General features: G+C 36.1%; 14 protein-coding genes. 1 reads left to right on the forward strand and 13 read right to left on the reverse strand.

What is annotated here, in order from left to right:
- Positions 1-392 precede the first annotated feature (392 nt).
- From N782_RS09240 to N782_RS09280, 11 genes are all read right to left on the reverse strand, one after another.
- On the reverse strand, positions 393-728 hold the full coding sequence (locus tag N782_RS09240) for a hypothetical protein (RefSeq protein ID WP_036818805.1): 336 nt from the start codon (positions 726-728) through the stop codon (positions 393-395).
- A gap of 229 nt (positions 729-957) precedes the next feature.
- Positions 958-2,106, reverse strand: a complete 1,149-nt coding sequence (locus N782_RS09245) for an AI-2E family transporter (RefSeq protein WP_036818807.1) — start codon at positions 2,104-2,106, stop codon at positions 958-960.
- 468 nt (positions 2,107-2,574) lie between these two features.
- Positions 2,575-2,730, reverse strand: a complete 156-nt coding sequence (locus tag N782_RS21495; RefSeq protein ID WP_161783091.1) for a hypothetical protein — start codon at positions 2,728-2,730, stop codon at positions 2,575-2,577.
- Positions 2,731-2,850: 120 nt separating this feature from the next.
- The gene (locus N782_RS21500; RefSeq protein WP_161783092.1) at positions 2,851-3,015 is read right to left on the reverse strand and encodes a hypothetical protein; all 165 of its coding nucleotides are present in this window, start codon (positions 3,013-3,015) and stop codon (positions 2,851-2,853) included.
- A gap of 233 nt (positions 3,016-3,248) precedes the next feature.
- The gene (locus tag N782_RS09250) at positions 3,249-4,313 is read right to left on the reverse strand and encodes a DmpA family aminopeptidase (RefSeq protein WP_036818809.1); all 1,065 of its coding nucleotides are present in this window, start codon (positions 4,311-4,313) and stop codon (positions 3,249-3,251) included.
- Between the two features lie 263 nt (positions 4,314-4,576).
- Positions 4,577-4,783, reverse strand: coding sequence for a hypothetical protein (locus N782_RS21505; RefSeq protein ID WP_161783093.1), 207 nt, complete (start codon positions 4,781-4,783; stop codon positions 4,577-4,579).
- 169 nt (positions 4,784-4,952) lie between these two features.
- Positions 4,953-5,423 carry a DUF4367 domain-containing protein gene (locus tag N782_RS09255; protein ID WP_036818810.1) on the reverse strand — a complete coding sequence of 157 codons (471 nt, stop codon included), beginning with the start codon at positions 5,421-5,423 and terminating at the stop codon, positions 4,953-4,955.
- A gap of 217 nt (positions 5,424-5,640) precedes the next feature.
- Complete coding sequence (locus N782_RS09260; RefSeq protein WP_036818813.1) at positions 5,641-6,420, reverse strand: nucleotidyltransferase domain-containing protein; 780 nt, start codon at positions 6,418-6,420, stop codon at positions 5,641-5,643.
- 709 nt (positions 6,421-7,129) lie between these two features.
- Positions 7,130-9,274 (reverse strand): methyl-accepting chemotaxis protein, encoded by a 2,145-nt coding sequence (locus tag N782_RS09270; protein ID WP_036818817.1) that lies wholly within the window; start codon positions 9,272-9,274, stop codon positions 7,130-7,132.
- A gap of 441 nt (positions 9,275-9,715) precedes the next feature.
- Positions 9,716-10,591 (reverse strand): SMP-30/gluconolactonase/LRE family protein, encoded by an 876-nt coding sequence (locus N782_RS09275; protein ID WP_036818819.1) that lies wholly within the window; start codon positions 10,589-10,591, stop codon positions 9,716-9,718.
- 13 nt (positions 10,592-10,604) lie between these two features.
- Entirely contained in the window at positions 10,605-11,666 is a 1,062-nt protein-coding gene (locus N782_RS09280) for an AI-2E family transporter (RefSeq protein ID WP_036818821.1), read from the reverse strand.
- A gap of 217 nt (positions 11,667-11,883) precedes the next feature.
- Between N782_RS09280 and N782_RS09285 the strand changes: the two genes are divergently transcribed.
- The gene (locus N782_RS09285) at positions 11,884-12,123 is read left to right on the forward strand and encodes a hypothetical protein (protein ID WP_036818824.1); all 240 of its coding nucleotides are present in this window, start codon (positions 11,884-11,886) and stop codon (positions 12,121-12,123) included.
- Between the two features lie 69 nt (positions 12,124-12,192).
- On the opposite strand, the gene N782_RS09290 is transcribed toward N782_RS09285, so the two are convergent.
- Both N782_RS09290 and eno read right to left on the reverse strand, forming a co-directional pair.
- Positions 12,193-12,390, reverse strand: coding sequence for a hypothetical protein (locus N782_RS09290; RefSeq protein WP_036818826.1), 198 nt, complete (start codon positions 12,388-12,390; stop codon positions 12,193-12,195).
- A 123-nt stretch (positions 12,391-12,513) separates the two neighbouring features.
- The gene (gene eno / locus N782_RS09295; RefSeq protein ID WP_036818829.1) at positions 12,514-13,800 is read right to left on the reverse strand and encodes a phosphopyruvate hydratase; all 1,287 of its coding nucleotides are present in this window, start codon (positions 13,798-13,800) and stop codon (positions 12,514-12,516) included.

Genomic DNA, 13,800 nt, shown 5'->3' on the forward strand with positions numbered 1-13,800 from the left:
CTACTTTAACATCTCCTTATTTCGTGTCTAGATTTATGGGTCCATTATACATTATTCCATCGGTGAATGCTCCTACAAGTCCTCCAACCAGAACAAATGTAGTTATTTTTAATTTCATCAATTTATTTCACCCCATTTAAATTAACCTCAATTCTTACAGGTCAATAGATTTACATTTTCCTTCATTTTGTAATATGGATACACATTTTGTAATGTTTCTTCCTTATATTTTAATCCTTTCACAATGCAGCTCTCACTTTAACATAAATATCCATTTTAATGGTAGAGATTGTTTAACGCTTCCCAAACTATAAAAGACGCAAATCTTTATTAAAGATTCGCGCCTTATTCATGAAGATATGAATTCAAGATAGTTTTGGGTATCTTGCTTTTTAATAGAATGTCACTTCACACAGAAAGCCACGATTTGAAGAGCTTCTTTTGGATAATAAAGTGTATTCTACTCTTTCTGAAGTATATTCCCTAACATAAAAAGTTGAAGAGTATTCAACTGATAGGAGAAAAGTAGTAAAAAGCTCTCTAGCAGTAACTATATTCAGACCATTTAGTAATTTCACATTTACATTGTATTTGTTATTTACATGTTCATAAGAAAATTCCTCTACCCATTCATTTTCATCTAAGGAGTTTGATATATCATGGAACACACCAGGTTCATACTCTAAGTTGATATCTCTTGAGAGTTCTAATAGCTTCATTTTATCCATAAATAAAAATCTCCCTAATATTTAATGCTGTATTTACGTATAAGTAACTTGTTGGCATGTGATTTAAATTTTATCACAAATATCCAGTTATGAACTCACCTCATTATGCAATCAACCTTTAAACGGAACACTTCAATTCGAGATAACTTGCTAAAACATTCTCAAACAAAAACTTCGTTGATTTAGTATATATGAACCGCTGGATCTATTAGTTAATTTAAAACCATAATTACTCTTCCATTTCATAATATCCACGGTCTTCCCCGTAATACTGGTTATATTGTTCCTTAAACTTATAGAAAAGATAAGAACCAATAACCTTTACGATTGCATAGCCCGGAATAGCAAGAATCACACCGACAACACCAAATAAATTACCCGCAATCAATAAAACAAGGATAATCGTTAATGGATGAATTTTCATAGTTCTACCCATGATATTCGGAGAAACGAAATTCCCTTCTAAAAATTGGACTGCGATCCATACAATTACTAGCTTTAAAAACATAAATGGGGAGTTAACAATTGCAATGATAGCAGCTGGAATAATTGCAATTGTTGGTCCTAAATAAGGTACAACACTTGTAACTGCGGCGATAATTGCTAATGTGAATGCATAATCAAGACCTATTATAAGGTAACCAATGAATAATAGAATTCCAATAACAGTAGCGACAATAATCTGCCCTTGGATATATGATCCAACTTGAATATCAATATTAGTTAAGATCTTTTTCGTATCATCTCTAAATTTAGGTGGAAATAATTTAATGATATAACGTTGAAACCTTTTACCATCCTTTAATAAGAAAAATAAGATAAATGGAAAGGTTATAATGGACACAATCGTACTTGTAATCGTACTAGCGACATTCTGTACCCCTTGAAAACCATTAGAAATATAAGTTCCAATTAATTGTGGCAATTCACTTAACCTATCCATTACCCAGTTATAACCATCATCATAATATGGACCTAAAAATGAACTTTGTACCCATTGAGTCATCGTATCTCCTAGCTGTTCTAGATAATCAGGGAAGGTTTGAACTAAATCTTTGATCTGCGCTTCGATAGATGGAGCAGTTAACAAGATAATTCCAGTTAAAGCACCACTAAAACCTAGAATAAGAATGATTACTCCCCAAATTCTTTTAATCCGTAATCTCTCGAGCAAATCTACAATTGGATTAAATAAATAGTAGGCTATGAATGCCAGGATTATTGGAGGTACTATAGTAGATAAAATGACCTCTAGTGGATAAAAGATAAATGATATTTTAGTGTATATATAAATGGTTATTCCAACAAGAAGAAAGAAAGCTACTATGTAAAAAAAGGTTTTACCGCCAATTAATTTCAAAAATCTATTTTCCTCCATCTTTAAATACAGCTCCTTTAAAAGTAATGTAACAAAAATAAAGGTGCCTTTGCCATCAGAAATATGTCGAAATTGACAAAGATCAAGAAGTCTCAGGCATCACATTTGTCGTTACCAGTCTTCAGCTAACTTAAATTATTACCCCCACAAAGCATGTGAAAACAACATATAGATCGTGAACAACGCTGTAACGATCATAATAATTCTATAGTTGTTATTTTTCATATTTCACTATATAGATACCAGACGAAAAGATTACAAAACTATACTAAAGGCAAAACATTAAATAATATGTAAAACCCCCAAAAATGGTTAAATAGTATGCCGTTTACTTCAAAATTTGGGGCTGATCCTTGTGCCATAAGCGACTTGATTTCAAAGTAATCTAATTTGGCTTTCGACTCTAGCTTCCTATTGAATATTTGAGAATATATAAAAAATGCCATCCATTGCATCTAAAAGGATAGCTTAATAATGTTGACGAGAGTGCTTAAAATATTCTATATAACAAGTTTGTTTATCATCAGAAAAGGAGTAGTAGATAATAAATTGATCTACAAGTACTTTATGACTTCCTTTCCATTCAGGTTTATCTGCTCTAGTACTAGTTCCAATCGTTATCATTTTCTTCTCAATACTTTCTAGTAATGTTATTTTGTATTCAATGGTTTCATTATAAGAAAAGTGCTAACTCTTAATATTCTCAAATGCTTCCTTTGTAGTCTCCAGCCAAATAAACCTCATTTATACTTGACCGCTCCGTATAAGTTCTCTCATTTCTTCCGAAGTATAGGAGTTATCTTCTATTATATCCTTTTTAGCCTGTAGCAATCTATGTTTTAACTCTGGGTCTTTTTCTACATCTTCAGCTACTGTTGTTTCTGAATCATCTTTATTATCAATTGCCACTATTTTATATTTAGTCCATTTAGTTCAATTTTATCTTGGACAATCTCTTACAATACCTTTGCTGTCTGAGCATCTATTTTTTTTCAAACAATCGCCTCCCTTACCTTAATCGTTTCAATGCCCTACATGTAACTTGAACATTCAATTATTTTATTTTCCTCAGCTAATTCACCGTTATTCTTATAACTTTTAACAATATTATCTAAGAATAGCTCCCTTCACCTTAATAATTCCTAAGTTAAATTAATATTGTATTCTTTTAGTAAATCCTTAAATGCAGGTCTCTCATTCATATCTCGTCCCACAACATGAGTTGCAGTCACTAATGAGTTCAAAACTGCTTCTTCGGTTGCCTCTCCAATTGCTCTAAATGCTAAATCAATATCTTCCTCATGAATCATAGGAACCGACATATAACTTGATGGCTTATCATGAGGGATTCTGGTAGAAGTGGAAAAGCCAATTACTACTTCTCCACTACCATTTGTAATGATAGAACCAGTACGAGACAACCCTGGAATTGTTCTTTTGATAATCCTATTTAATTGTCTCTCAGATACGGGAAGATCAGTACAAACTATTACAATAATAGATCCTTTGTCTTTCTCCTCACGCGATTGGAGGATGGCATCTCTTAACTCTTCTCCAATAGCCTTTCCGTTTACTTTTAAGTCACTTAATATCCCAAAATTTGATAATACCAAAACTCCCATTGTATATGTACCGTGGTGCATTTCCATCAGTCTTGAAGAAGTCCCAATTCCTCCTTTTAATGAATAACAAAGCATACCAGTTCCTGCTCCAACAGAACCTTCTTTAACCTCTTTTGATGTATTATTCAATGCATCCATTACATGTTCTTTTGTAACCATTCTTGCTCGAACATCATTTAATAGCATGTCATTGCATTCACATACTACTGGATTAATAGTTCCAGTAGTTCTTCCTATTTCCGAGTTTTGGTCTAGCATAGTTTCGATCAATGCATCTGCAGCTGTTCCAATACTCAATGTATTTGTTAAAACAATTGGGGATTCTATTGTTCCTAACTCATTGATTTGTATCGTTCCCATTGTTTTACCAAACCCATTAATTACATGACTTGAGGCAATTAGTTTCTCTTTGAATATATTTCCTTGATGGGGTAATATAGCAGTTACACCAGTTTGAGTTTCATTATCACTAAGAGTTACATGACCAACTGTTACTCCTTCAACATCAGTAATTGAGTTGTAGTTTCCTGTTTCTAATTTTCCTACTTTAACCCCATAATCCCTAATTCTTTGTTGAGTAGACATAGTTTCTCATCCTCTTTTCTAATCATTATAAATGGAAGAATTTAATTAAAGATAATCCTCATACACGTTTATAAGAAGAACGTATAAATTCTTTTTAAGAAATATTAAATAGCATCCCTTCTAACATATACAAACGTATCTCTCAGTTCTGAAACATCCACTTATACATCATCATTCTTTGAAATTGCTTCCAGTTCAAAACTTAATCTTTCTCGAATGTGAAGTCTGCTTATTGAATTGGTTCTTTTTAGAACTTAAATTATTCACCGTTGCAGAAAAGATTTAAATACAAAGTAATCTCCTATGAGTATATCTGAAAAGCTTATATATTTGTCTCCTATTCTAACTCCTAAACTTTGATTGTACACATATTCCTCTTTATCAACCACAAACTCTCCATGCATATGTTCAACTTTTCTTCCGCCAGAAACTTCTTCTATAATTCGATCATAGTTAAGTGATATTAACACATCAAAGTTGTTAAGAAATGCACCTATATTAGTAAGGTCTAATTTAGATTTGTTTTCTAATTCTAAGATGAATTAATACTACTTCTTATACACTTGAATTTAATATAAGGATCAAATGTTATATAAACTTCCATAACAACCAAACTAATGTACCTTTAATAAAACGACATTACTGGAACAATTTTGCTGTTTCTATTAGTTCACCTTTATTTACTTCGGTATCTGAGGTCTTTGAGAAGTATTGTAATTGATATCGAATTCCTTCATCTTCCCAACTAAGATATTTAACGCCATTTTTATTTTCGGCAAACTTTCCTTTCTCATCTCCAATTTCAACACCTGTTGTCTCTAAGTTTGTACTTACTGCAACTCCTCTTGAAACCGTCAAACCTAAATGTTCATTTTCAGTACCATAGAAATCAATTATATATGTGTTGCTTTTTTGGTCAGGTGGCCCAGCATCGAATGATGTGTCTGATACTTTAAAGGGAAGCTTGGTAGGAACCTTTGGGTGAAATGATTGCTCTTCCAATTTACTTTTTAATTCACTATTATTAAACGAAGTTAAATTCGTTTCTTCATTACTGCAGCCAATCAAAATTAACGATAACGTTAAATAATATACTAAAAGTCTTCTCATACAAAACCCTCCTATATTCTTTTACGAAATAAAACTCTATCTTGTTTCGGCTTAATTTGGTTCATAATATCTCTTGTTCTCTACATAAGTGCTCGTTAGCTTACTTACATTTCTTTATAATTTAATTAAAACAATTAAACGATTTCCATTGCAAAAATACGTAAAAAGCAGAAGAGTTAACCTCTGCTTTTTCTAATTAAAGTATTGTTTTGTCCAACTATTTTTCCGAAACTACATTATATTGCCTTATCATTAGCTCCAAAAAAGGTATAGTTTGATTGCCTTTTTCAAAATGAGAAGCAATCCAATTAAACTCTTCTTGTAAGAGCGATGTGATTTTTTCAACTGCTTTATCGTGCAAGGAAGGCGTGATATACTCATAGATCTCTTGAAAAACAGTAAATTTTTCGAATGGTAGATGGTGATGTATTGCTTTCAATCCGAGTTGAGAACGGTCTTTGGCATAGCGGTATAGCATGACGGTTGAGAGATTTTTCATAGCATACTGTAACATTTCGGAGGCCCATACAAGATTGCCTCTTTCTGATGCTTTTTTATATTGAAACAGGAACCATGCGACATCTATTACATGATCTTTGAATGCCTCTTCTGATAGAGTCAACTTCTCTGTTGCTTCGTACTTCCTCATGATGTCTTCAGGATCATATAGCACAGAAAAGTAATCCTTATTTTGAAACGTTGCTTCCGTTACGGTAAACAAATCTATATGAAGCCAGTCCTCATAGATTGCGATAATTTGCGGGGCAACAATAAAAATGTCGTCATAAAAGATTATATCTTTGTATGCTTTCAGGTGGTTTAACCTGCGAGAAAGAAAGGCTTCCTTCTCCTCATCATCTACCAGGCAGTATAAGTCTACGTCCGAATGTTCGTCGTCCTCTTTCCTCCCCATCGAACCTTTCAAAAATATACTCTTCACACAAGGTTCTTCTTTCAAGCTCTCTACTATTTTTCTCACAGCAGTTTCCTGACGCATTTCTTCTCCCCCTAATCGCTTAAAGATAAATATTACGTCATTGTATCTAGTATTTACAGAAATTGCAATGCTTAATAAAAATGCTTCACTAATAAAGAATCTTTAACATAGAATTTATCTCCACTAGCAGTAAGTAAAGACTGTGATTCAATGATTCATGAAGACCTAAAGAATATTATAATAAAAGGGATTTAATACCAATATAATACTAAGTATGGTACGTTTAAGTTATAAAAGTTCACTTGCAATGCATAGTCAAGAACCCTAGTGTGTATAGTCCATGTAAGGGAGAGGGAGCACCTTGAAGAAGCTATTTACTATTTTGTCTATTGTGTTATTTGTACTATCTATCATTCCATTAATAGGTTTGACTAAGTGGGGTAATGGCATATTTGTTGCTGTTCTGGAGATTAGCTTGTTCTTACCTTTATGCTTTGGCTTCATTGGTTTCGTCTTTGCATTGTTTGGGGTGAAGGGGAAAACTAGGCTGAGTCTTATTCTGTTACATATTTTCGGAGTCTGTTTAAATTTATTTCTCATTTTTATAGCAGTTTATGGCTTCCAACAACCGTAATAGACAGTTTTAATAGCACAGTAACGAAAAACGTTCGATAATATAGAATTTCATTTTACTATATTCATGATTCACATCTAGAAAATCCTTATAATAGAAAAGAACCATTCAACAATGTGAATGGTTCTCCTCCTCCTAACCAGCTTTCTTTTCATTATTATTATGGATTTCCTCACTACTCTGTTTTTCTACATTCGTTTTTTCTTCATCTTCATTGGAATCATCCTCTACTTCATCAACATTATAAGACTCAATCATTGATTTCAGATCTTCTGAGGACTGGCTTAATCCCTCTGCAGAACTGGCAACGGAATGAAGTGCTTGCACCTGTTCATCTAGTGTGGCGGTTACTTCTTCGTTTGCTGCTGCTGTTTCTTGAACACTTCCAGAAATTCGTTCAATGGCGTTCATCATTTCCTTTTTATCTTCATTCATAGACGTTACTTCTTGGACATTATGTTGAATGCTTTCGTCGATACTTTTCACATTGCTACCAATTTGATGGAATACCTCAATCGTTCTAGACACCACATCTCGTTGACGATTGGAGATTTCTTTCGTTGCAGACATCCCTTCCACCGCTTCTGAAGAACTTTGCAAAATTTGCTCGATAATTTTCTGAACTTCTGCAGTTGATTGGGAGGATTGGTCAGCTAGCTTACGAACTTCTTCAGCTACAACGGCAAATCCTTTTCCATGTTCCCCAGCACGGGCTGCTTCAATGCTTGCGTTAAGCGAGAGAAGGTTGGTTTGTTCAGAGAAATCATTAATACTATCAATTACATCATTTATTTTATGAATTTGGGACGCTAGATTTTGAATTAGATCTTCGACATTGTCGACCGTTTGAGCTGATTCTTTAGAGCTATCTTCTAATTCATTCATTTGAGATAGCCCTGTTTCACTAGCTTCAATCGCATCCTTCGATTTTTCCTCCATCTCATGGGATGATTTCGTGAGATTTTCTATTCGACTAGATAAGCTTTCCATCTGTTGTTTTGTCGTTTCTATTTCTTGGGCGGAATCAGAAGAAGAAGCTGCAATCTCAGCCATTGTTTTATTAATTTCTTCACTTGAAGCTGTCGTCTCTTCCGATACGGCACTGAAACTTTCGGCGGATTTCGTAACGGTGTTGGAAGACTCTTTTGCTTTTTTAATAAAATCACGCATGCTTTCCACCATATAATTAAAGTGGTTGGTAAGTTTACCAATTTCGTCGTTCCGTTTCGTGTAGGCTTGTACGTGCAAGTTCCCTTCTGCAACCTTTTGCGTTTGCATAGCTAGGTTCTCGATTGGGCGTGTGATTTTTCTAGAAAGAAGGAAAATCACAATGAACATTAGTGCAATCACTGCACCTACAATCATCAATAAATTGGTTAACAATTGAGTAGAGGCTGCATAAAGCTGTGAAGTTGGCATGGATATTCCTAGCTTCCACCCGGTTTTAGGGATTGTTGTATAAAATATCTCCTCGCTTGTTCCTCCTTGATTGATAAGAACAGAACCTTCTTTTTCCTCCATGATTGTCTGGCCTTTGCCACCTAAGTTTTCTTCTGATTGAACAGTTGCATTCATGACTTTATCTTGATTAGGATGGGTTAGATAATTCCCCTGTCCATCTAATAAGAAAGCAAATCCTCCTTCACTCATATCAAGATTAGAAACTAGTTGTTGGATACTTGTGAGGTCAATATCACTAGAAATGACACCTGCAAATTGATCACTGTCGTCATAAAAAGGCACAGAGGTCGTTACCATCGTAATATCAGATGCTTTATCATAATAAGGATCTGTCCAACCAGCTACCTCTGCATTCTTTCCTTTTTCGTACCATGCTGTAGTTGGAAAGTCATAATCAGCTTTCTCATAATCTTCTGTGTAAGTGACTCCATCTTCTGATTTGTACACATAAGGTCCAAAATATTGTTCCGTTTCGCTATATGTATAAGGTTCGTACCAAACACCTGCTCCTAAAGTATCTTCATTCGTTTGAATGGCCTTCCCTAAAATTTGTTCATAATCTTCCCTGGTGAGCATTTCCCCTCTAGCTTCTACTAAAGCTCCAATGGACTGAGCAACTTGCTGATGCTTGTTGAATCGATCATTAATGTTATTAACAATACTATGTTCAATGGCTTGTGTCTTGTGTTGAATTTCACTCTCAACCTGACGCTTCGATAAATAATACGAGGCAAATGTAACAATAAGCAAGGATCCAATAATAGCAGGAAGTAGAGCAAGCATCATTTTACTTCTTAATCTTGTTGTCTTCTTAAACATTCAATCTCCCCCAAAAATAGTATTAGTTCTTATATACTACTTATATCGTATTTCGACAGAATATCTTAAATTTCGACAATGAAATTTACAAAACTAAAACAATAGCAGTGAGGGAGAATGGTGCTATAAGAACAAAAGCGCAAGCGCCCTGCTAGCGACGTACAAACTGCTGCCCACACGACGTGGGTTGGTTCGATGTTGCTACGTGACGTAGCGATTTTAATCGAACTTCCCTTGAATCCGTATGAGATAAAGGAAACACGAAGAGCGGTAGCGATTCGATGTTGACTTATCGTAAGGAGGAGCAGGAAGTTTGCTAGTCGCTGGGCGCTGGAGCTGGACGTGGCCACATCACTTTTTTAGTTATACACATGCATTGAATTTTATAATTTCCTAAGCAACAAAAAATCACCTCTCAATAATGAGAGGTGAGATTTTCTTCTATCCATTAAACTGATAAGTAGGCGCTCCTTTTACTCCAGGTTTCACTTTAAAAAGACCACCAGCGTTAGGATATGTCTGTAATTCTTCTGAAGAGGTTTCTTTACTTGCTGTTGTAATATACAACTCATCCAAATCTTCTCCTCCAAATGTACAAGAAGTAACATTTACAGCAGGAACGTCGATAAATGCTAGTTGTTCTCCTGTTTCAGGATTCCATCTAGCTACACCACCACCATGGAAATAAGCAATCCAAAGCATGCCTTCTTCGTCTATTGTCATACCATCTGGTGACCCACTATCATTTGGGATTGTTATGACAACAGTTGGCTGATCAATAGCTCCAGAATCCTTATCATAATTGAAACGAATTACTTGTTTCGTTGGAGTATCAATGTAATACATATAGGAATGATCCATTGACCAAGCCATTCCATTTGATATGGTTACATGGTTTACTTTCTTTGTAATCTGATGGTTCGGTTGGACACAGTAGAGGCTTGCTGCTCCTTGTTTAGCATCCAAATCCATTGTGCCCACCCATAATCTACCTGCAGGGTCACACTTTCCATCGTTGAATCGATTATTCGGCAAGTGATGCTCAGGATCATCGATAAACTCTAATACTCCTGTATCCCAGTTAAGAAAATAAAGCCCACTCTGCAGACCTACTACCCCCTTATCATCATGCTGAGTAGGAACTACAAAGCCTACTCGCTCGTTTACAGGAAGCTTTGTGTTCGTTTGGTTAAATGGATCATATGCTAAAACATGTCCTTCTTCTATATCTACCCAGTAAAGGAGTTGATGCCGATCATCCCAACTAGGTCCTTCACCAAGAGTGGCTTTGGCGTCTACGACTAGTTCTACGTTCATTTGTGTGGCCCCCCTAATGTCGAAGTTTGTAAAATGAATAAAGATTTATAATCGTTACCTTCAGCACTGCATACAAAGGAATCGCAATCAGCATGCCGATGAATCCATATAAAGCCGCAGCGACAATTAGTAGCAAGATAATCGTTAATGGATGAATATTTAATCGATTACCAAGAACAAGCGGTGCTACCAGATTTCCCTCAAGCTGTTGTACAATTACTAGCGCAATCAATACATATAAGGCCATTGCAGGATCTTGGGTAAGCGAAATGACCAATGCTGGAATAATACCTATGATTGGTCCGAAAAATGGGACGACGGATGTAACAGCTACAAAGATTGCTAATATTAGCGCGTAATCTATTCCAATAATTAAGTAGGCTATATACATTAGGGCAGCATCTACAAGCGCAACGGTAATTTGACCAAAAATATACGCACTAAGTTTTTCATCAATATTTCGTAGCACTTGCTTACCCTCATCGACATGCTTTTTCGGTATAAAATTCATCATAAACGGGACAAAACGATGATCATCTTTAAGAAAGTAAAATAACACAAATGGCACAATCACGATAACGGTAGTCGCACCCGTTACCGTAGAGACTATTTGCGTGATATTCTCCCCAAAGCCTTGAGCCAATTCTGAAAAGTAACTTCCTGCTTTTTGCCTGAGGGTTTCAACAGAAAGCATCCCCATATCATTTTGTTCAATCGTATTTTCTGCTTCTTTTGTCATCTTCTTTAATTTTTCTGGAAGCTTGTTGGTTAAGTCTGATACCTGTGTATTAATCTTCTCCGCTAAAAAGAAACTAGCTACATAAATCGCCCCTGCGATTACACCAAACACTGTTAGAATCGCTAATTCCTCTGGCATAAACTTAAATTTTCTTAGCCATTTTACAAATGGTTTTAACAGATAATATAAGAAGCCAGCTATTAATATAGGATAAAACAATGTGCCTATGATAATTTTTATAGGATCAAAGATATGTAGGAGGTTCATAAAAAATATTGCGATTAATAGTAATATGAAGCCTGTTATGTATTTAAAATAGGGATGTTTCCACCACACTTCTCATCTTCCTTTCTTTAGGGGGTACTTACATAAATACCACAATTTTACCGTTCCCTAACTCATTATTTTACAAAAACGAATGTACAAGTACCAAACCGTATCTTAGAGATCAACATCTACCATAGCCTATTCACGTGTGAACGCCTTCTCTTCCTATGTTATCCTATTACCGATAGTTACATGATGTTTTTTTGGTCTAAGAGGTGTTTGGAAAATGAATTTAGTACGATGGAGTTACGCTCGACGGAACACTATTCGGGGATATTTTGATAAATTCCCGAACAGTACGTTTTACTTTAGAAGAATAAGAAACTATTTTAGCTTACAATCGCTGGATTGGCATGAGGAGGATCCTGAGGTTTCTCCCTCTGATCGTGAGGAGATGCAACTGCTGTTGAATCGTACATTAGGGCGAGAGAAGGCATATAAGAATAGGAGAGCAATTAATAAGTAAACCATCGTTGGTACTGTTTCACTAGATTGAAACTATTCCAATGATGGTTTTTATGTGCAAATTACATAGTTATCGATTCCGAAACATGGCATACAGGAAGATGCCAACAAACGGTAAGCACAGCACCATTAAGAAGACCACAACCGGATATGCAGCACCTTTATCCTTTTGCTTCGCGTCTTTGTATGCCCATACCGATAAATAGATAGGAATAGCTAGTACAACAAGAATCATGATAAGGGTGAAAATAGAAATATCGCTTAGCATTAGTGACCTCCACATCTATATCTCGTACAAGTAAGTCTTAAATCTTTCTTGATTGTATCACAACTGCCTATACAACAAAAAAAGCCTCTCTGATTTGCAGAGAGGCTTTTCCTATAGAGAACCTTACTTATTAAGGTTGTAGAATGCTTTTTTACCAGCGTAAACGCCAGTGCCTGCTAGTACGTCTTCGATACGTAGTAGCTGGTTGTATTTCGCTACGCGGTCGGTACGAGATGGTGCACCTGTTTTGATTTGACCTGCGTTTGTTGCAACCGCAATGTCAGCAATCGTTGCGTCTTCTGTTTCACCAGAACGGTGAGAGATAACTGCAGTGTAGCCTGCTTCTTTCGCCATTTCGATTGCTTGGAATGTTTCTGTAAGTGTACCGATTTGGTTCACTTTGATTAGGATAGAGTTACCAACGCCTTCTTCGATTCCGCGGTTAAGACGTTCTGTGTTTGTAACGAATAGGTCGTCACCTACTAGTTGAACACGGTCGCCAATGCGCTCTGTTAGAAGCTTAGTACCTTCCCAATCGTTTTCATCTAGACCATCTTCAATGGAGATGATTGGATATTTATTAACTAGCTCTTCGTACCAATTAACCATTTCTTCAGCTGTGCGTGTTACGCCTTCGCCTTTAAGGTTGTACTTGCCGTCTTCATAGATTTCAGAAGAGGCAACGTCCATTGCAAGCTGAACTTCTTCGCCTGGCTTGTAGCCTGCAGCTTCAATTGCTTCGATGATAGTAGATAGAGCTTCTTCGTTAGAACCTAGGTTTGGTGCGAAACCACCTTCGTCACCTACACCAGTGCTATATCCTTTTTCCTTCAGAACTTTCTTAAGGGAATGGAAAATTTCAGCGCCTGTACGTAGAGCTTCATGGAATGTTGGCGCGCCAACTGGCATGATCATGAATTCTTGAATGTCTACGTTGTTGTCAGCGTGCTCTCCACCGTTAAGAATGTTCATCATTGGTACTGGAAGTTTCTTCGCGTTGAATCCTCCAAGATATTGATAAAGAGGAACGCCAACGAAGTCAGCAGCTGCATGTGCAACAGCCATGGATACGCCAAGGATAGCGTTCGCTCCAAGGTTACCTTTGTTGTCTGTACCGTCAAGCTCGATCATCACTTGGTCGATGATAACCTGGCGAGTAACGTCAAAGCCTAGTAGCTCTGGTCCGATTTTTTCGTTTACATTTTCAACGGCTTGTTGTACGCCTTTACCTACATAGCGATTTTTGTCGCCGTCACGTAGTTCAACTGCTTCGAATTCACCTGTAGAAGCACCACTAGGTACTAGTGCTGTACCGTAAGCGCCAGATTCCGTGTAAACTTCTACTTCAACTGTTGGATTACCACGAGAATCTAATACTTCGCGTGCATAAACGTCCGTAATATATGGCAT

This window comes from Pontibacillus yanchengensis Y32 (genome assembly GCF_000770635.1).
GTDB lineage: Bacteria > Bacillota > Bacilli > Bacillales > BH030062 > Pontibacillus > Pontibacillus yanchengensis.

Coding starts and splice junctions, on each gene's coding strand:
- N782_RS09240 (WP_036818805.1), bottom strand. CDS start 728: ATGGATAAAATGAAGCTATTAGAACTCTCAAGAGATATCAACTTAGAG.
- N782_RS09245 (WP_036818807.1), bottom strand. CDS start 2,106: ATGGAGGAAAATAGATTTTTGAAATTAATTGGCGGTAAAACCTTTTTT.
- N782_RS21495 (WP_161783091.1), bottom strand. CDS start 2,730: ATGATAACGATTGGAACTAGTACTAGAGCAGATAAACCTGAATGGAAA.
- N782_RS09250 (WP_036818809.1), bottom strand. CDS start 4,313: ATGTCTACTCAACAAAGAATTAGGGATTATGGGGTTAAAGTAGGAAAA.
- N782_RS09255 (WP_036818810.1), bottom strand. CDS start 5,423: ATGAGAAGACTTTTAGTATATTATTTAACGTTATCGTTAATTTTGATT.
- N782_RS09260 (WP_036818813.1), bottom strand. CDS start 6,420: ATGCGTCAGGAAACTGCTGTGAGAAAAATAGTAGAGAGCTTGAAAGAA.
- N782_RS09270 (WP_036818817.1), bottom strand. CDS start 9,274: ATGTTTAAGAAGACAACAAGATTAAGAAGTAAAATGATGCTTGCTCTA.
- N782_RS09275 (WP_036818819.1), bottom strand. CDS start 10,591: ATGAACGTAGAACTAGTCGTAGACGCCAAAGCCACTCTTGGTGAAGGA.
- N782_RS09285 (WP_036818824.1), top strand. CDS start 11,884: ATGAATTTAGTACGATGGAGTTACGCTCGACGGAACACTATTCGGGGA.
- N782_RS09290 (WP_036818826.1), bottom strand. CDS start 12,390: ATGCTAAGCGATATTTCTATTTTCACCCTTATCATGATTCTTGTTGTA.
- eno (WP_036818829.1), bottom strand. CDS start 13,800: ATGCCATATATTACGGACGTTTATGCACGCGAAGTATTAGATTCTCGT.